The sequence below is a fragment of the Kaistella jeonii genome, from assembly GCF_000812865.1.
Taxonomy (GTDB): Bacteria; Bacteroidota; Bacteroidia; order Flavobacteriales; family Weeksellaceae; genus Kaistella; species Kaistella jeonii.
Map to the genome: position 1 here is coordinate 1 of NZ_JSYL01000008.1, position 19,604 is coordinate 19,604.

Below are 19,604 nucleotides of genomic sequence, written 5' to 3' on the forward strand. Positions count from 1 at the left end.
CGATCAATTTAAAATCAGAAATAATTATGCAAAATCTTTTAATGGTTTTAAAACCAGAATATTAAGTAAAATAACAGCATTAACATTTATCCAACTTGTAAACGTATTTGTCTTTAAAAGAAATATGAACAATATTAAAATCTCAATAATTTAATAATGCACTACGGGTTTGAAATATAAAGTTTTACTTTTCCACAATTGGGCTCGAAACATTTTTTTTAAACTAAATTTGTAATTCTCTAAATTTTTTCATGGCGGTTATCACTTTTACATCAGATTACGGGTTAGTAGATCACAGAGTTGCTTCTGTGAAAGGGAAAATTTTGAGCTTAAATGACGAAGTCAAAATCATCGATATTTCTCATCAAATTCAAGCTTATAATTTGCTTCAGACTGCATATATCGTAAGAAATTCGTATTCATTTTTTCCAAAAGGAACGGTTCATATTATTTCAGTAGACAGTTTTTTCACCAAAGACCGAAAGTGTATTCTTTACCAAAATGACGGACATTATTTTATTGCTGCAGACAATGGCCTGCTCAGTTTGATTTTTTATGATATTAAACCCGAAGCAGTTTATGAAATCACTTTAAACAATCGGTTTGATGATGAAGTAAGCTTTACTTCCACCGATATTTTTGCGCCTGTTGCTGTTCATCTTCACAATGGTGGTTTACCAGAAGTGATTGGCAGAAAATTTAAAACACCGAGGCAACTTTCGTTCCCAAGACCAGTTTATAACGAAAGTGAAAAGATGATCATTGGGGAAATTATGTACATTGATAATTTTGGAAACGTGGTTTCAAATATCAGCAAAAAATTTTTTGAAAAGAATAACATTGCCTTGGAAAATTTCATCATTAAATTTAGAAATTTAGCCCTTTCAAAAATTCACAATCAATACACCGATTTTGTAAACGACTGGACAAATGAACATGAATATCACGGCAAATCAGCGGCGATTTTCAATGATGCTGGTTTACTCGAACTCACGATCTACAAAGGCAACGAACACAATGGTGCCAAAAGTTTATTTGGTCTCCAGGTCGGCGAAAATATCTATATCGAATTTCAGTAATTTTAAAAAAGATTTTCTGAATTAAAAAAAATAGCCGACTCCAATAAGAGCCGGCTATTTACTATATATTAAGATTTGATTACCTGATAATCTTCTTAGTGATCGTTCCTGTTGACGTATTAACACTCACAACGTAAGTTCCAACTGGATAATTCGACATATCTAATTTTTCCTCTGAACTGTTTAGTTTGCCTATATTCTTAACCAATTTTCCTGAAGCATCAAATACTTTATAAGAAAGAATTTTATCTTTTGAAGTAATTGCAAAAATACCTTTCGTCGAAGTGGTAGAAATATTCAAGTCGTTCGCAAGTGCAGTTTCGCTTGTTGCTAAAGTTAAACATTCAATACTACCTTTCCAACCACCTTTTGTACCACCTGTATTAGAAATAAATCTAACAGTGATCGCGCCTGTTGCTGTTGTAGCCTGAAATGGTCCGGGAATGGCATTTCCTGTTAACTGAGATCCATTTGGAAATCTTTGGGATCCAATTCCTGGCCCATCATAAACAGTCATAAAATCACCCGTATCAACATCAAACTGAGTAAATGTTAGTTTCACCTTATCATTAGCATTGACAGGATAAATAGTTTTAAAATAAGATTGACTGTCGCCATAATTTCCACTAATACCTCCTGAATCTGTAAACAATACTCCACCACACCAATCGGCATCGGTAAAGATCAATTGTTCATAAGCAAAAGCTGCAGAACAATCAGCTCCAACTGCGATGGTGTAATAGCTACCCTGCATTAAATTTGTAAAATTCATAACTTTATTGGTCGTTGTACCAGAAGATATTATGGTACCATCCATTTTGGCAAGTTTGTATTTCCAAGTAGTTCCTGTAGCATCATTGATTGTTGCAGTAACAGAGGTTTTCGTAAGATTGGTAAGTGACAATCCAGCAATTGTTGCTACACAAGATGTAATACAGTCTGTTCCCAAACAACTTTTTGAGTTGATGGTATTTCTAATTAATGCGCCTGGTTGTGGTCCGAAACCTTTTGTAAAATTAATACCAACACTTGATACAAGGTGACAGTAACTCATGATCGTTCCACCACCAGTTGGTAATGGTCCTGCTGGACAAGTTCCATTTCCTGCATTTCCGGAAGCTGGTCCGCAACCGTCTATTCTTGTATTATCGCCATTCCAGAAACAGTCGTGTGTATGTGGAGAACCTAAATTATGCCCAATTTCGTGAGTCATCGCCTCAATATTCCAGGAATAGGTGGGTACATTACTATAAGCGAAATTTACGCCCGAGTATGAATATTTAGAAGTAGTACACAATGAATTAACATAGGCAATACTTGTTGTTGCAGGATTTCGTAAAAGCTGAGCTACATCTCCATTAAATGATGTTCGCGTCGTTCTGAACTGATTTAAGATATCAGAAGGAGTTCCTGAAAAAGGATCATTGGTTGTCCAGACAAAAACTTCGCTCAACGCAACGGTAATTCCGTCATTAGCATAAAGGGTAGAAATATTATTATGCATTGCAGATACCCAATTGGTTGTCGTAGTTACATTAGAACCATTTTGAGTGTAAGGTCCGTAACCGGCTTCGTAATAAATTCTTACGCAATTATCGGTTTTCTTCGCAGTCATGGTTTTCGGATTGTAGGAAGGTATTGCAGTATTTTGATTTTCAAGCAATTCATCGCTACCGCACGAAAAAGGATTTACCCCTTTCAGATTTACGTCGTTATAAGAAACGAAATCCTGAGAATTTTTCGCTTTACCAATAACAATATTACCAACATCTTTAATTGAAGTTACACCAACAACGTCATCTTTGAAAAAGCTGATTGCTACGATCGATTCGTCATCACCTTTTACAATTCCCTGGTAATAAACTCCTGGAGTATAATTAACGTATCCTTTATCGGTGTTCACCTTGAAATCTTGGGTAAAAAAATTATTTTTAATCAGTTCCAGCGTAATTGTTTTTCCTTCAAAAGGAAAATTCATTTCTAAAGCTTCCGGTCTTTCAGTCGTAATTCTCTGAATTTCACTCGTATTTAATTTCATTACGGTAATTCCTTCAGCAGCGGCATCGTAAATGCGTTGTTTCTGTGTAGAAGGATCTACAGTGAAGAAATTATACTTTGCAAACGTTTTATTTGCAGTATGAGACTTGCTCACTTTTTCAGCAACCAGCCTTAAACTCTGCGAAAATCCGAGAGCAAAAAATGCCAATGTGAAACATAATTGGAAAATTCTTTTCATAATCATTAAACTAAATTTTATTATTTTACAAAATAAGTAAAAATAAACTGAAAACGCCAACAAAAGACGAGATTCGGAAAAATTAGAGAACAGAAGCTAAAACAATCTCCCTTTGTAAAGGTTAAATTTTTATCTTTGTCGTTAAATTTTTCAGATGCTTTACACCATTCTCAAAGCCGTTCATATTATTTTTATGGTCAGTTATTTTGCAGGGATTTTTTACCTTGTTCGGCTGTTCGTCTATTATAAGGACACCGATGAATTTGAGGAAACAAAACGAAAAATTCTTCGCGAACAATATGTTTTTATGGCAAGAAGATTATGGAATATCATTACCGTTCCTGCCGGAATCATCATGCTGTTAACAGGTTTAACTATGATCTTCCTGAATTTTGGTTTAATGAGAACTCCTTGGTTTCATCTGAAACTCACTTTCCTGATCGGACTTACAGCTTATCATTACTGGTGCTGGAAAAAAGTTTTACAGATCAAAAATCTGGAGGGAAATATTCTGCCCATTGAAAACATCAAACTTCGTCAGGCAAATGAAATTGCGACTTTTATATTATTTTTAGTTGTCTTCACGGTGATTTTAAAATCGATGGTGATTGAATACTGGTGGCAATTAATCGTAGGGTTTATCGTTTTGGTAGGACTTATTATGGCAACTGTGAAACTTGTAAATAAAAATAAGAAAAAGTAATTGTCTATCAGAAATTAGTAATGGTAATATTTGATGACTATAAACCGCACAACCTGAACCCGTAACTTGAACCCAGTATATATATGATCGCAATATTTAAAAAAGAACTTTGGAGCTATTTCGGAAATTGGAGCGCATGGCTAATTATCGCTGCATTTAGTTTAATTGGGTCTTTATTTCTATTTTTCTTTGAAAATGATTCTAATATTTTCGATATTGGAACTTCAAGTTTGCAAAGCTATTTCGTTTTAGCACCTTGGTTTTTAATGTTTATCATTCCGGCAGTTTCTATGAAATCTTTAGCGGAAGAAGAGCAATCTGGAACTTTGAACTGGCTTTTTTCTCAACCTGTGAAAATTTCTGAAATTATTGGCGGTAAATTTCTCTCCGTTTGGCTCGTGGGAATTTTGTGCATCATTCCTTCCCTCGTTTATCTTTATACGATTTATATTTTAGGCGTTCCAGAAGGAAATATAGATTTGGGCGCAACTTTCGGAAGTTATTTTGGTTTAATCCTTTTAATCGCAGCTTTTTCTTCAGTCGGAATTTTAGCCTCTGCGCTTTCTCAGAATCAGATCATGGCTTATTTGCTTGGCGTTTTCCTGTGTTTCATTTTCTATTTCGGAATTGAACAATTAGCGAGTTACAAATTATTGGGTGGCGCAGATTATATTCTTGGCAATCTCGGATTTTACCAACATTTCATCGCATTTACAAGAGGATTGATCGATACCAAAGATGTCTTCTACTTTCTTCTGGTTATTGGTATTTGCCTTTTTCTGGCTAAAATTTTCGTAGAAAAGAAAAAATAACAGCTTATTAGATTTCATCAAATGAACAAAAAACAGATTATTTATATTATTGTTGGAATTCTCTTCCTACTTGGTGTTTTCGGAATTTTTTCGAAGCGCTTCGATCTTACGCAGGAAAAAAGATATACGCTTTCACCATCCACTTTAAAAATTTTAGAATCCGTTGATAAACATTTAACAGTCGATGTTTATCTGGAAGGTGATTTCCCCGCAAGTTTTCGCCAGTTGCAAAACGAAACGCGATTTATGTTGGAGGAATTTCGCAAGGTAAATCCGAAAATCGATTTCAAATTTATCGATCCGATTAAAAGCAAAATATCCAAAGAAACTTTGGCTGCGATGGGATTGCAACCCTCGATTCTTCCCGATATGAAAGACGGAAAAATTTCTGAGATCGTGATGTTTCCTTATGCGATATTGAAATATAGTTCTAACAGTTTTCCCATTCCTTTAATCATCAATCAAAGCGGAATCGACGCTTCTGAACAACTTAATCGTTCCATTGAAAATCTGGAATATAATTTTGCTTCCAACATTAAATTACTGACTGAAGATCGCAAAAAAAATGTGGGAATTCTCATTAATCAGGATGAATTAGGACCGACGCAATTTAAAGGTTTTATGGATATGGCGCTGGAAAATTACAACGCAGGTCCCATTATTCCAGCAAATCAAAAAGAACTTTCTCTAGCTGATGTTCCGAAACTGAAAAATATGGACGCAATCGTTATTGCAAAACCTAGAAAAGCTTTTACCGAAAACGAAAAGTTGATCTTAGATCAATACATCATGAACGGCGGAAAAACTTTGTGGATGATCGATGCAGTAAATGCTGAAATGGACACGCTTTTTCAGTCCAAAAAAATCATGGCTTATCCGATGGATATCAACTTGACCGATTTCTTCTTCAATTATGGAATTAGAATTAATCCAGGTTTGGTGAAAGACATGAAAAAATCTGCGCTGATTAGAATTGTTTCGGGGGAAGTCGCTGGAAACCCCCAATTCAGCAGCTTTCTATGGCCTTACTTTCCTTTGGGAATCGCAGGAAATAAAAATCCAATTACCAAAAATATTAATCCCGTTAAATTTGAATTTCCAACATCTATCGATACTTTAGGAAGGAAAAACATTAAAACTAATGTTCTTTTTGAATCCAGCGAACGAACGAGTATCAAACAAGTTCCGAATTACGTTTCTTTGGCAGAAATTGTGCGAACAGATTCCTTAAGTGAATTCGATAAACCTACAGCGGCGAAAATTTTCGCAGTCAGTTTAGAGGGAAAATTTAGTTCTGCTTACGCAACCAGAAGTGAGCGAAATTCTTACCCTGATTTTAAAGCTCAGAGTAAAAACAATAAAATGATAATTATTGCAGATGGTGATGTCGGCAGAAATCAAATTTATAAAGGAAAAGCGCTTCCTCTCGGCGAAGATCTACTGACGAAACAAACCTACGGCAACGAACAGTTTTTGAGAAATTCCCTCGATTTTCTTTTGGATGATTCCAATTTAATGGAATTAAGAAACCGAAATATTGAAGCCAGATTACTCGACAGACAAAGAATCGACGAAGAAAAAACGTACTGGCAATGGATCAATTTATTATTTCCTTTGGCAATTATCGCAATTTTAGGAGGATTTTTCTATTGGTGGCGAAAAAGAAAATTTCATTAAATAAGAGAACTTCAAGTATAAATCTTAAAGGTTTTTTTTTGGTTAAAATTCAGAAAGAGAAATGACTTTAAACATCTTTGATAAAATCCTCATATTCATAGAAAACTCTTTCAAATCCTTCCATTTTTTCTATAAAAAATTCAAATATTTCTTGCCAAGTATTTTTATTATAGATCGAAACATTTTCTTTAGTGATCCAAAAACGTGAAATTACTTTTCCGTTTTCTAAAGTGTAAAATTCATCTTTTTGAACAGCACCAACTTCTTCTTCTAAAATAGATTCCAAGGACCACATTTTTTCAAAGTAGGCATTCCTAAAGAGTTCATCACTCATTTCTATATCCAAAGATACCTCTGCTTTCTTCGGATCTGCATTAAATTTAAAGGAGAAATCTTTAATTTTAGTATTATAAAGAATCCACTTTCGAGGAAAACTTTTCCCGAAAGCGATCCAAAATTCTTGTCTATAATGTTGTGCTTCTTGTTTGCTAAACATTCAAATAAAATTAACCAACCGCTAAATTAATCAAATTATCGTGCTTTTTCCAGCTTCTAAAAACTTTTACTTAATTTTGCTTTATGCTATCGAAAAAATCCCAATATGCTTTTAGAGCCCTTTCCTATCTTGTAGGGAAAAAAAATGAAGGTCCGATTTTGATTTCAGATATTGCCACAGAGAAAAAAATACCTATAAAATTTTTAGAAAATATTCTTCTTGAACTTAAGAAAGCCGAAATTCTTGACAGTAAAAAAGGAAAAGGTGGTGGCTATTTTTTCAATGCAGACCCGTCTAAAGTTTCGCTTGCTACCATAATTCGTTTGGTGAATGGTCCCATTGCGATGATTCCGTGTGTAAGTATTAATTTTCATGAGCAATGTCTCAATTGCAACCAGGAACACTGCGGTTTACACGATATCCTCATCGAAGTTCGAGATGCGACTTTAGCGATTTTAGAGAAGAAAACTTTGCTGGATATCGCACATTAATTCATTATCTTTTTATTTGACTTATTAGTCCACTAATTTGGTAGAATAGTAAATTTATCGCAAATTTGTTGACATTAAATTAATAAATAATGTTCTCAACAGAAGAAATTCAACAGATAGAAAAACTTTCTCTTGAGCAAAGTCTTTTTAAATTGTGCGAGATGATTCCAGATGGAATTGTCTTTTCAACTTCTTTAGGTCAAGAAGACCAAATTATCACCGATGTTATTTTTAAAAATAAATTACCCATTAAAGTTTTTACGCTTGATACAGGGAGATTATTTTACGAACATTACGACCTTCTTGCCAACAATAATTCAAAATACAAAATCAAAACAGAAGTTTATTTTCCTGATGCTGATGATGTGGAAAAATTTGTAAACGAAAAAGGAATTAATGGTTTTTTTCATTCCATAGAAAACAGAAAAGAATGTTGCAATATCCGAAAAGTAAAACCACTCAATCGCGCTTTGGCAGGTGCAAAAATCTGGATTACCGGACTCAGAAGTGAGCAATCAGAAAATCGACATTCCTTAAAAATGTTAGACTGGGACGAAATCAGACAACTCTACAAATTCAATCCATTAATACACTGGAGTTACGACGATGTTTTAAAATATATTAAGGAACATCAAATTATGGATTTACCTCTTCATAAAAAAGGGTTCATCAGCGTTGGTTGCAAACCGTGCACAAGAGCAATTGAACCCGGTGAAAATCCTCGCGCCGGAAGATGGTGGTGGGAAGAATCTCAGAAAGAATGCGGTCTGCATTCAGAAAAATAAAAATTCTAAAACTCAATTATGTCAAAATATCATCTAAATGATCTGGAGCAATTAGAAGCAGAAAGCATTTATATTATGCGGGAAGTTGCAGCGCAATTTGAAAAACCTGCACTTTTATTTAGCGGTGGAAAAGATTCAATTACGCTGGTTCATTTAGCGATGAAAGCATTTGCTCCGATGAAAATCCCTTTCCCTTTAGTTCATATCGACACGGGTCATAATTTCCCGGAAGCCTTGGCTTACCGGGATTTTTTAGCCAAAGAAATCGGTGCAGAATTAATTGTCAGAAAAGTCGAAGACACGATTCACAAACAAAAACTGACAGAACCAAAAGGAAAATTCGCTTCCAGAAATTGGCTACAAACTCATACTCTATTAGAAACGATTGAAGAATTTCAATTTGATGCGTGTATTGGTGGAGCGCGCCGTGACGAAGAAAAAGCCAGAGCAAAAGAACGATTTTTCTCCGTACGAGACGATTTCGGACAATGGGATCCAAAACTTCAAAGACCTGAATTATGGAAAATCTACAACGGAAGAATTCACAAAGGTGAAAATGTTCGCGTTTTCCCAATTTCAAACTGGACTGAACTTGATGTCTGGAATTATATTAAAAAAGAAGATATTCAATTGCCATCTATTTATTTTTCACATGAAAGAGAAGTTTTAGAATATGAAGGCCAATTAATTGCAGTTTCAAATTTCATTCAAATTGATAAAGAAGATGTAATTTCTACGAAGACTGTTCGTTACAGAACCGTTGGTGATATGACTTGCACGGCAGCAGTGGAAAGCAATGCAGCAACTTTAGATGAAGTAGTTCAGGAAATTACGGCTTCCAGAATTTCGGAAAGAGGTGAAACCAGAATCGATGATAAAGTTACCGAAGCCGCGATGGAAGACCGAAAAAAGGGAGGATACTTTTAATGAGCAATAAGAAATAGGTAATGAGTAATTGTTAACAAGAAATGCAATTATTACTCATTACCAATTACTCATTACTAAAAATAAAAAGAAAAAGAAAAAGAAAAAGAAATATGGATATATTAAGATTAATGACCGCTGGAAGTGTTGATGATGGCAAAAGTACCTTAATTGGTCGGCTTTTATACGACAGCAAAAGTATTCTGGTGGATCAACTGGAAGCCTTGGAAAAACAATCTAAAAATAAAAATTCCGACGGAATAGATCTAGCTATTCTTACCGATGGTTTGCGAGCTGAACGGGAACAGGGAATTACCATCGATGTGGCGTACCGATATTTCTCAACACCGAATCGGAAATTCATTATTGCGGATGCTCCAGGACACGTTCAGTACACAAGAAACATGATCACGGGTGCGTCTAATTCTGACTTGATGATCATCCTCATCGATGCGCGACAAGGCGTGATTGAGCAAACCAGAAGGCACAGTATTATCGCTTCTCTTTTGAAAATTAAGCACGTGGTAATCACTGTGAATAAAATGGATTTAGTCAATTATTCTGAAGAAATTTTTGAAAATATTAAAACCGATTATCTGGAAATTGCTAAAAAATTAGACCTCAACAATATTCAGTTCTTCCCAATTTCTGCTTTAGATGGAGATAATATTGTGGATCGATCTACCAAAATGCTTTGGTTTAAAGAAAGTTCATTATTAGAATATTTGGAGCAAGTTGAAATTAATAAAGAAATTAACTTGGATGAAACTCGGTTTCAAGTGCAGTTTGTAATCCGTCCTCAAACCGAAGAATTCCATGATTACAGAGGTTACGCTGGAGAAATCGTGAGCGGAATTTATAAAAAAGGAGATCGAATAAAAGTACTGCCACAAAATATTGAAACCACAATTTCTAAAGTTGAAACTGGTGGAAAAGAAGTCGATGAAGTTTTTGCGCCACAACCCGCCGTAATTCATATTGAAGATGATATTGATATTTCGCGTGGGGATTATTTTGTTCATGCAGATCAAATTCCGACCGTGGCAAATGAATTTCAAGCGTTGGTTTGCTGGATGGATCATAAGGAATTAGTTCCGGGAAATAAATATTTCCTTCAACACAGAAGCAAATTGATTAAAGCCATCGTAAAAGAAATTGATTATAAAATTGATGTTAATTCGCTAAAAGAAACCTCGACAGATTCTGTAAAACTCAATGAAATTGTACGAGTCACTATAAAAACTGCGAGTCCGTTAGTTTTCGATTCGTTTGAAAAAAACAAAGGAACAGGAAGTGCAATTTTGATCGATGAAACCAGCAATTCAACTGTTGGTGGCGTAATGATTTTATAAGAGATGAGCGAAGTTCAACCCAATAATATGCATCCGGTATTCCTCAATCTGGAACGGATTTCTGTAATGTTAGTTGGACATGATGATTTGATTTTCAGAGCAGTAAAACAAATAGGTCGCAATTCTATCAACTGTAAAATTAAAATCTTTGATGAAAACATTTCTGATGAATTAATCGAATTGTCATCAGCCAAATCCAACATCACTCTTTTTGCTCGAAAAATGGAAGAAGATGATCTACAGGATTTTGCATTATTAATTATTTCTATCGAAGATCACGAATATGAAGAACATCTTCTTCAAATTTCCCAAAATAAAAATATTCTCATCAACGTTATTGGTAAGCCACAAATCAGTGACTTTTCTTTGGTTTCGGTCATTAAAAAAGAAAATATAAAACTGGGAATTTCTTCTAATGATTATTCGCCAGAAGTTCAGAAAAGAATCAACCGAATCATCGAACACAGTATTCCTTCTGACCTTGAGGAGTTTATCGACAAATTAAAGCTTACGTATAAAAATCCTTTAATGAACCGGGATGATGAACTAAAAACGCTCGATAATATTACCGCAGAATATCTTGACCAGAAACAAAAACATCTACTCGCAGATTCTGAATTCGAAAATTTAGAGAAAATAACTAAAGCAGTTCGTCGTCATTCTAATATTTATCTAGGTATTATCGGTGTTTTGGTTTTAATTGCCGTTCTCTCTTATATTCTTTTTGAATTTCAATTATTTCCAAATATCAATGAATTTCTAAATGCTGACAACCATATTTTCTATAAAATGTTGGCGGTCGGTTTCGTTGCAGAATTGGTTGTGGGAAGTACCGGAATGGGTTACGGAATCATTTGCACTACGATTCTTTTGATGCTGAATATTGCTCCACCGATTATTAGTGCAAGTATTCACTCTGCGGAAACATTTACGTCTGCAGCGGGAAGTATCAGTCATTTTCGATTAAAGAATGTGAATATTAAATTGGTAAAAGCATTGTCATTTCCCGCAATTATCGGTGCGATTGTCGGTGCATTATCACTGACTTATTTTGGGGAACATTACGCTCATATTTTGAAACCATTGATTTCCTGCTATACTTTATATCTAGGAATTAATATTTTACGAAACGCATTCAAAAAAAATAAAAAAAAGAATTCTACCCAGAAATCTGGACGAAACATCAGAGTTTTAGGATTATTCGGTGGTTTTATCGATTCTTTTACCGGCGGTGGATGGGGTCCGATTGTTACAGGAACTTTATTAAAAGATGGACGAACTCCAAGATATGTCATCGGAAGTTCTACCTTCGCGAAATTTATTTTGACAATTACGAGTGCAATCACTTTTGTAATGACCATCGGAATTCAGCACTGGAACATTGTTCTCGGAATTTTGATCGGTGGAATTATTACCGCGCCTTTTGCAGCAATGCTTACGAGCAGATTACCTATTAAGAAAATGTTTGTTGTGATTGGAGTTCTAATTATTACTTTAAGTTTAATTTCAATTGTAAAATCATTGACTTAAAAAATCTGAAACAGAATTTTTATCAATAAAAAAACCTTCTATTACAGAAGGTTTCAAATATATTTTACGAGAAATTTTTAAATAACTCCCAAATCCTTTCCTACTTTTTCGAAAGCTGCAATCGCTTTGTCTAACTGATCTTTGGTATGTGCCGCAGAAAGCTGAACTCTGATTCTTGCCTTTCCTTTCGCCACAACCGGAAAGAAAAATCCGATGACGTAAATTCCTTCATCCATTAAATGTTCTGCCATTTTTTGAGCTAAAGGTGCATCGTACAACATTACTGGGACAATCGCAGCATCACCATCTGGAATATCAAAACCTTTGGCTTTCATTTCTTTTCTAAAATATTCTGCATTTTCCATGACCTGATCTCTCAAAGTAGTATCATCGGAAATCATATCCAACACTTTAATTGCAGCACCAACAATTCCTGGAGCGAGAGAATTTGAGAATAGATAAGGTCTTGAACGCTGTCTTAACATATCGATGATCTCTTTTTTACCGGAAGTAAATCCACCGAGTGCTCCACCTAAAGCTTTTCCTAAAGTAGAAGTGATAATATCTACTCTTCCCATTACCTCATTAGCTTCATGCGTTCCACGACCAGTTTTACCGATAAATCCTGTTGCGTGAGAATCATCGACCATCACTAAACAATCATATTTATCTGCTAAATCGCAAACTCCTTTTAAATCGGCAACAATTCCATCCATGGAGAAAACTCCGTCGGTTACGATGATTTTGAAACGGTGGTCTTTTTTTGAAGCCTCAATTAACTGCTCTTCCAAATCTGCCATATTATTATTCTTGTAACGGTATCTCGCTGCTTTACACAAACGAACGCCGTCAATAATGGAAGCGTGGTTTAATTCATCAGAAATAATCGCATCCTGATCTGTAAACAAAGGTTCGAAAACGCCGCCATTTGCATCGAAACATGCCGCATATAAAATCGTGTCTTCTAAACCTAGAAATTTAGAAATTTTCGCTTCCAGTTCTTTATGAATATCCTGAGTTCCGCAAATAAAACGCACCGAAGACATTCCGTAGCCGTGACTTTCGATCATCTCTTGGGATGCTTTCATCACTTCTTTATTATTCGATAATCCCAAATAGTTATTTGCACAGAAATTCAAAAGCGTTTTTCCGTTGGCTTCAATTACCGCAGATTGCTGTGAGGTAATTATTCGTTCGGTTTTGAACAAGCCGTCATTCTTAATATTTTGAAGTTCGCTCTGAAGAGTTTCCAGATAATTTTTAGAAATCATAATTAATTATTTTGAAATGCTAATTTAAGAAAAAAGCCCTCATTACTGAGAGCTTTTAGTTTTATTCTTTTATAAACTTAAGATTTTGATCATCTATTTTTAAGAGATAAACTCCTTTTGGAAGGATATTTACATCGATTGTTTTATCAGAAGAATATTTACCAGCTTTTATCAGTTTACCTTCCATGCTGTAGATTTCAAAAGATTGCGCTTTTGAAATTCCTGTAATGGTAATTTGATTTCGTACGGGATTAGGGTAGATTTTAACCGCTTCTTTTTCTGAATTTCCTACGGCTAGAATTCCAGTGTCTTTGGTAACGGTTGAATTTTTCTGAACAATTTGATATTCATAATTAAACTGAACGGATGCAACCGGGAAGCCAACCGTTTTTGCAAAATTCTGATTATTGATGGTATTATCTAAAACAAGATAGGCGACTTGTCCACCGGTTCCGTTCACTTTGATTGGTAAAGGCAATTCGAAAAAGCTTACAGAAGCGTTACTTTGAATCTGGCTCACCTTAAATCTTAATATTTGATCTGCATTTTGGTTCCATTTGATTGTATAAGTTGGATATCCTTGTCCGTAAATCCAGTCATTAAAAAATTTTGTAAAATCCTTTCCAGTCGAAAGTAAAAGCGAATTTTTGAAATCTGCAGTTTTTACATACTTGTAAGCAAGATTTGGACGTGAATGATAATCCCGAAGTGCGGAGTAAAATACTTCATCTCCCAGGATCCATTTCAACATTTTCAATGCATAACCACCTTTAGAATAACTTAATCTGCTGCTAAAAAGTACATTATTATTGTTCAAGTTACTATCTGCAACATATACACTTCCACCAGTAGAACTGGTTATATTGGTGATCTCATTCGAAAGATAGGTCATAAACTGAGCATTCGTCATCAATAATTTTTCGTTGGCAAGAGTGGCGCCATAAGTGGCAAAACCCTCATTTAACCAGACATCATTCCACGCGCCACAAGTAACTTTATCACCAAACCATTGATGGGCTAATTCGTGTGCAATAATCGATCTGCTCCATGCTCCCATAGATGACATTGTCGCATGTTCCATTCCGCCGCCCCAACCGAATTCCATGTGACCATACTTTTCATTTCTGTAAGGATATGGTCCTAAATAAATTTCGAACATTTCCATAATATTTTTAGTATAGGCAATGTTTGACATGATTGTCGTGTTGGCAGTCGTAGCAGGATATAAATAATTTACAAACGGAAACGGCGGCGTTCCCATCGTATCATTAATTTTGGTATAATTCGTAATTCCCAATGCAATTAAATAGGCAGGGATCGGATAATTGGTTTGCCAAAAAGTTAGTTTATTGCTTCCTGTGATTGTTTCTGAAAATAATTTTCCGTTCGAAGCAACATTATACTGAGAAGGAGTCGTAATTTTCATATCGACTTTTTCAATTTTATCATTCATACTCTGTTTTGTAGGGAACCATTCCTGCGCACCGTAAGGTTCAGAAAGGGTAAATAAAACTGGAGTTCCGCCCTGTGTAGAAACGGTGAACGCGTCACCCGCACTTCCGGCCGTATCTGGAGCACCAGAATATTTCACCGACAAAGAATCTAAGGTTGAAGCTGGAATATTAACAGGAAAATCTATTTTAAGTTCCTTCGAAGATAATTGAGTGAAGGTAAGATTTGCGCCATGGTATTTAACTTCTGAAACGGTCAAGACATTTGAAAGATCAAAATAAATACTCGACATATTTTGTTTCGCCTGAAAATGACTCGTAACCGTACCACTTACAAATTGTGCTGCAGGATCTAAGCTCAATTCCAAACGCTGATATTTTAAATCATAATTCAAAGTATTCGGATTTTCATTATAACCGATCATTTTTGAATATCTGCTGAGCTCACTTTTTATCATGCTTTTTCGTTCAGCTTCCTCATTTTTTTGGGAATAAATTTGAACACAAATCATAGCAAGAATTAAGACGTATAATTTTTTCATTTAAAAATTTAATTTGCGATAAAGATAAAAAAAACCTTCCAATTATTATTGAAAGGTTAATGATTTTAGGAAAATATTGTTATAAACTCAACGCAGGTTGTAAAAGCTGTTCCATTTTGCTTTTCACCTGATCGACAGAACCTGCATAATTATTGATCAATAAGGAAAATACCAGTGTTTTTCCGGTGTTGGTTTTCATGTAACCTGCTAAAGTTTTTACTTTATTTAATGTTCCGGTTTTTGCAAAAATTTGTCCGTTCCCATTTCCATTAAACATTCTTTTCAACGTTCCCGTTTGCCCACCGATTGGTAAAGAATCGAAATAGGTTTTATAAAATTTTTCATTCATTAAACCTGTTAGAAATTTAACCTGGGCAATTGGAGTTACCAGATTACTTCTTGATAATCCACTTCCATCGATATAATTTAAGCCGCTCGTATCAAAACCGATCGAATTCAAATGAGCAACCACTGCATTTCTACCCGACTCTAAAGTCTGATCGCCGTTTTTTTGAAAACCAACTGTTCTCAAAAAAGCTTCAGCCAAACCATTGTCACTATGCTGATTGGTGTAGGTCATAATATCGGTCAATGTTGGAGACTGGTAAGCTGTTATCAATTCTCTTTTTTCAGGATTTGGATCCGTCATTCTTGGAGTTACTTTTCCACTTACGTGAATACCACTTTTTAAAAGGGTTGCTCTTAAAGTATTTGCCAAATAAGCAGGAGCATCGGGAACTTTTGTCGTTAAACCGATCCCTTCAAACTTGTCGGCATAAACCATCTGTTTGATATAGGGAGAAATGTAATAGAAATTTTTATTTTCAGCGAATGGATTAGATTGTTTGGCGATCAACTTTTCATTAGAAGGACTGATTTCTAAAGTAGAACCAACCGGTAAATAATAATTGCCATTTTCTAACCAAACGATATTTTCGGGTAAAGTCTGCGATTTATTGGCTTTGAAAACTGCGGTCTGAATAATGATATCACCGCTTACTTTTTTAATTCCTTTTCCAGCCATTGCCAAAACAAAATCAGAAACAATATCTCTGTAAGAAGAAGCGCCAGCTTTATTCGTTCCTAAAGAAGGATCACCGCTTCCAACAACATACAAATTTCCCTGCAGATTTCCATCTACATCGATCGTTCCAGAATATTCGAGTTGCGTGATCCAACGAAATTTTTCACCCATCAAACTCATTGCAGTTTCGGTAGTCAACAATTTTGTAGTTGAAGCCGGAACTAAAGGCGTATTTTCATTATAAGAACTTACCACTTTTTTGGTCTTTGGATCATAAATTACAAAACCCCAGCTCGCATTTCGAAGAACAGGATCACTCATCATCGAATTAATGTTAATGTCAACCAATTCTTTGGCGGTCATTAATTTCTCTGTAGAAGCGAAGTCTTTCGGTGAATTTGAGGATTGATTATCGTAAGATTGAGGATAAGTCGAATTTGTAAAAGTTCCTTGAGAGAATGCAAAAGCTGAAACAGCAAGTGCGGAAGAAACAAAAATATTTTTAAGTCTAATCATTTAATATAAATTTATTTGATTATCGCTGATTGATCATGTTAACCTTATATAAAGAAAGCAACATATTTCCAACGGTCAAAAGTATCAATTATTATCGAAGTACCGTGTTTTCACCCTAATAAAAACATCTTAATTATGTTAAATACTGTTAAAAATCCACAAAAATCAGCTTTTTAATACTTTGATATGCAGTGATTTCCTCAAATTCTTCAAAACTTTTCAAAATTAAATTCTTGTACTCATTGTAAGTTTTACCTCTCGGGAGCTTTAACAAAATCTGATATTGGTACATTAAATTCAATTTCCCAATGGGTGATTTTTCAGGACCCAAAATACATTCTGGTGGTAAATATTTATGCAGAATAGAACCCAAAAACTGGGAAGCACGATTGACCTTGTCTTCTTTTCGATGTTTCAATTCAATCATTATTAATTTTACGAAAGGAGGATACAAAAATTTCTTTCGCTCTTCCAGAAAATGCTCATAGATTTTTGAAGGGTCATTTTCTTTGATCAACTGGAAAACAGAATGTTCTGGATTGTAAGTTTGAATTAAAACTTTTCCTTCGCCCGAAATTCTTCCTGCTCTACCAGAAACCTGCGTGATCAACTGAAAAGCTCTCTCCTCCGCACGAAAATCCTGAACATACAACATCGAATCAGCTCGTGGAATGGCGACCAATTCTATATTTTCGAAGTCCAGACCTTTTGATATCATTTGCGTTCCGACCAAAATATCGGTTTCGCCATCTTCCAATTTCTCGTACAATTTTTCATAGGCGAACTTTTTGCGCATTGAATCTACGTCCATTCGATCGACTTCTGCTTCAGGAAAAATCTTGACCATTTCCTCGTGAATCTGCTCTACCCCGACTCCTCTAACATTCAAATTTTCTGAATTGCATTTCGGACAAGCATTTGGTTTTGAAGCTTTCTGACCACAGTAATGGCATTTCATTTCGTTCGAAAATTTATGATAAGTCATCACAACATCACAGTTTGAACAGTAATTAACGTAACCACAGCTTTCACATTCCACCACATTGGCGTAACCACGGCGGTTGTGTAGGATCATGGTTTGCTTTTTCCGGTCGAGTTCTTTTTTTATTTCGTCAATTAATTTTAAAGAGAAATTTCCTATGATTTTTTTTGAATCCTGTTCTTCTTTAAAGTTGATCAGCTCAAATTCGGGCAACTTCACCTTTCCAAACCTTTCTCCTAAAAAAACATAAGCCAGTTTCTCTTTTTTAGCTAAATAATAAGATTCCACAGAAGGCGTTGCAGAACCTAAAATTACATTCGCCCCATACATTTTTGCTAAAACCTGTGACGCATCTTTTGCATTGAAAAAGGGAGAAACTTCTCTCGGTTTATAAGCAGAATCGTGTTCTTCATCGACGACTATTAAACCTAAATTTTGGTAAGGAAGAAACAACGCATTTCGTGTTCCGATCAAAATTCTTAAGTCGTTATTTCTGACTCTTCGCCAAACTTCAACTCTTTCAAAATCAGTCAATTTTTGATGATAGAAACCGAGTTGTTTACCATATTTCTTTTCTAAACGCTGTACAATTTGTTTCGTAATGGCAATTTCTGGAAGCAAGAACAATACATTTTTCCCAGCTTCAATTGTTTCTTCAATCTTGTCTAAATAAAGATGCGTTTTCCCGGAAGAAGTAACGCCGTGAAGCAACACATTTTTTCCTTCTTCTAAAGCTTTATCAATTTCTGTTTTGGCTTCAAGTTGTGCATCTGTCAAAGAATCTAAATCTTCAATTTCGCCTTCATAGGTTTGCAAACGGTCTTTCTGAAGATAATATTCCAGCACCAAATTTTTCTCTATTAAGGATTTTAACTGGGAATGTGCAAAATTTCCGTCTTCTAAAATATCTGATTTTTTGATTGTTTTTTCAGGATCTTCAGTATGTTGTTCTAACAATAAAAGAAATAATTCCTGCTGTTTTGGTGCTTTCTTTAATAACAAAAGTATTTGAGCCAGACTTTTACTAGAAATTTCCTCTTCATTAATTTTTAAAAAAGCAATTTCTTTGGCTTTGTACTTTTCAGCAATTTTTTCGTCAACTTCAATATATTGTAAATCGATCAAAGATTTTATTGTTTTCACAATTTCCTTTTTAGGAATAAAAGCTTCAATCTCCGTTAAATTAATGAGTTGCCGCACTTCCAAAGCTTGAATGAGATACATTTCATTTACATCTAAATTCTGAAAATCGATGGTAATACCAGATTTCAGTTTTAAATAAGTTTCACTTTCCAGCTTCAAAGAAGAAGGAAAAGCAAAGCGGTAAATCTCGCCAATATTGCAGAGGTAATATTTGGAAAGCCAGTCCCAGAAAGAGATCTGCTCTTTCGGTAAAATAGGAAAATCATCTAAGAGATTGATGATCTCTTTTGGCGCAAAAGCCTCCGGTTCTTGATCATGAAGATCGAAAACAATTCCGGTATAAATCTTTTTTCCACCAAAAGGTACCAAAACCCGCATTCCGTTTTCTATTTTTTCTGCAAGTTCAGCGGGAACTTTGTAGGTAAAAGTTCCTTTTAAATTGAGCGGAAGAATGATTTGGGCAAAAGTTGGTTTGATGATAAGATGATTTGGTGATGTTCGAAAGTTTGATTTACAAATTTAGAAATAAATTTCGGCTAAAGCCAATTGCATTTCTTCCATTAAAAAACGGGCTAAAGCCCGTTTCTATT

At 34.9% G+C, this 19,604-nt stretch carries 15 protein-coding genes and 1 pseudogene; 10 read left to right on the forward strand and 6 right to left on the reverse strand.

Translation table 11 applies throughout. From position 1 onward, the window contains the following. Positions 1-154 (forward strand): annotated as a pseudogene (locus OA86_RS16030) (IS982 family transposase); the annotation flags it as partial. A gap of 97 nt (positions 155-251) precedes the next feature. Continuing rightward, positions 252-1,079 (forward strand): SAM hydrolase/SAM-dependent halogenase family protein, encoded by an 828-nt coding sequence (locus tag OA86_RS11250; protein WP_039353166.1) that lies wholly within the window; start codon positions 252-254, stop codon positions 1,077-1,079. A 79-nt stretch (positions 1,080-1,158) separates the two neighbouring features. On the opposite strand, the gene OA86_RS11255 is transcribed toward OA86_RS11250, so the two are convergent. Continuing rightward, positions 1,159-3,315 (reverse strand): M12 family metallo-peptidase, encoded by a 2,157-nt coding sequence (locus OA86_RS11255; protein WP_246008058.1) that lies wholly within the window; start codon positions 3,313-3,315, stop codon positions 1,159-1,161. A 154-nt stretch (positions 3,316-3,469) separates the two neighbouring features. On the opposite strand from OA86_RS11255, the gene OA86_RS11260 reads away from it, so the two are divergent. The 3 genes from OA86_RS11260 (at position 3,470) to gldG (ending at position 6,507) form a co-directional block, all read left to right on the forward strand. Further along, on the forward strand, positions 3,470-4,018 hold the full coding sequence (locus OA86_RS11260) for a CopD family protein (RefSeq protein ID WP_039353169.1): 549 nt from the start codon (positions 3,470-3,472) through the stop codon (positions 4,016-4,018). Positions 4,019-4,101: 83 nt separating this feature from the next. Continuing rightward, entirely contained in the window at positions 4,102-4,830 is a 729-nt protein-coding gene (locus OA86_RS11265) for an ABC transporter permease subunit (RefSeq protein ID WP_039353172.1), read from the forward strand. Positions 4,831-4,851: 21 nt separating this feature from the next. Next, positions 4,852-6,507, forward strand: coding sequence for a gliding motility-associated ABC transporter substrate-binding protein GldG (gene gldG / locus OA86_RS11270; protein ID WP_039353175.1), 1,656 nt, complete (start codon positions 4,852-4,854; stop codon positions 6,505-6,507). Positions 6,508-6,574: 67 nt separating this feature from the next. Here gldG and OA86_RS11275 read toward each other — a convergent pair whose 3' ends face one another. Then, positions 6,575-7,003: a DUF4268 domain-containing protein gene (locus OA86_RS11275; RefSeq protein ID WP_039353178.1), complete on the reverse strand. Its 429-nt coding sequence runs from the start codon at positions 7,001-7,003 to the stop codon at positions 6,575-6,577. 83 nt (positions 7,004-7,086) lie between these two features. Here OA86_RS11275 and OA86_RS11280 point away from each other — a divergent pair, with 83 nt between their 5' ends. From OA86_RS11280 to OA86_RS11300, 5 genes are all read left to right on the forward strand, one after another. Beyond that, positions 7,087-7,494 (forward strand): RrF2 family transcriptional regulator, encoded by a 408-nt coding sequence (locus tag OA86_RS11280; RefSeq protein ID WP_039353181.1) that lies wholly within the window; start codon positions 7,087-7,089, stop codon positions 7,492-7,494. Positions 7,495-7,583: 89 nt separating this feature from the next. Then, positions 7,584-8,279: a phosphoadenylyl-sulfate reductase gene (locus OA86_RS11285; RefSeq protein ID WP_039353184.1), complete on the forward strand. Its 696-nt coding sequence runs from the start codon at positions 7,584-7,586 to the stop codon at positions 8,277-8,279. An 18-nt stretch (positions 8,280-8,297) separates the two neighbouring features. After that, positions 8,298-9,206 carry a sulfate adenylyltransferase subunit CysD gene (cysD, locus tag OA86_RS11290; protein ID WP_039353187.1) on the forward strand — a complete coding sequence of 303 codons (909 nt, stop codon included), beginning with the start codon at positions 8,298-8,300 and terminating at the stop codon, positions 9,204-9,206. 110 nt (positions 9,207-9,316) lie between these two features. Continuing rightward, positions 9,317-10,555: a sulfate adenylyltransferase subunit 1 gene (locus OA86_RS11295; RefSeq protein ID WP_039353399.1), complete on the forward strand. Its 1,239-nt coding sequence runs from the start codon at positions 9,317-9,319 to the stop codon at positions 10,553-10,555. Positions 10,556-10,558: 3 nt separating this feature from the next. Beyond that, positions 10,559-12,085, forward strand: coding sequence for a TSUP family transporter (locus OA86_RS11300; protein ID WP_039353189.1), 1,527 nt, complete (start codon positions 10,559-10,561; stop codon positions 12,083-12,085). Between the two features lie 77 nt (positions 12,086-12,162). Here the strand turns inward: OA86_RS11300 and OA86_RS11305 are convergent, their stop codons facing one another. The 4 genes from OA86_RS11305 to priA form a co-directional block, all read right to left on the reverse strand. After that, entirely contained in the window at positions 12,163-13,356 is a 1,194-nt protein-coding gene (locus tag OA86_RS11305; protein ID WP_039353190.1) for a glycine C-acetyltransferase, read from the reverse strand. Positions 13,357-13,417: 61 nt separating this feature from the next. Next, positions 13,418-15,349 (reverse strand): M1 family metallopeptidase, encoded by a 1,932-nt coding sequence (locus OA86_RS11310; protein WP_039353191.1) that lies wholly within the window; start codon positions 15,347-15,349, stop codon positions 13,418-13,420. 79 nt (positions 15,350-15,428) lie between these two features. Next, positions 15,429-16,889, reverse strand: coding sequence for a D-alanyl-D-alanine carboxypeptidase/D-alanyl-D-alanine endopeptidase (dacB, locus tag OA86_RS11315; RefSeq protein ID WP_039353193.1), 1,461 nt, complete (start codon positions 16,887-16,889; stop codon positions 15,429-15,431). A 148-nt stretch (positions 16,890-17,037) separates the two neighbouring features. Continuing rightward, complete coding sequence (gene priA / locus OA86_RS11320) at positions 17,038-19,491, reverse strand: replication restart helicase PriA (RefSeq protein ID WP_039353195.1); 2,454 nt, start codon at positions 19,489-19,491, stop codon at positions 17,038-17,040. Positions 19,492-19,604: the final 113 nt, after the last annotated feature.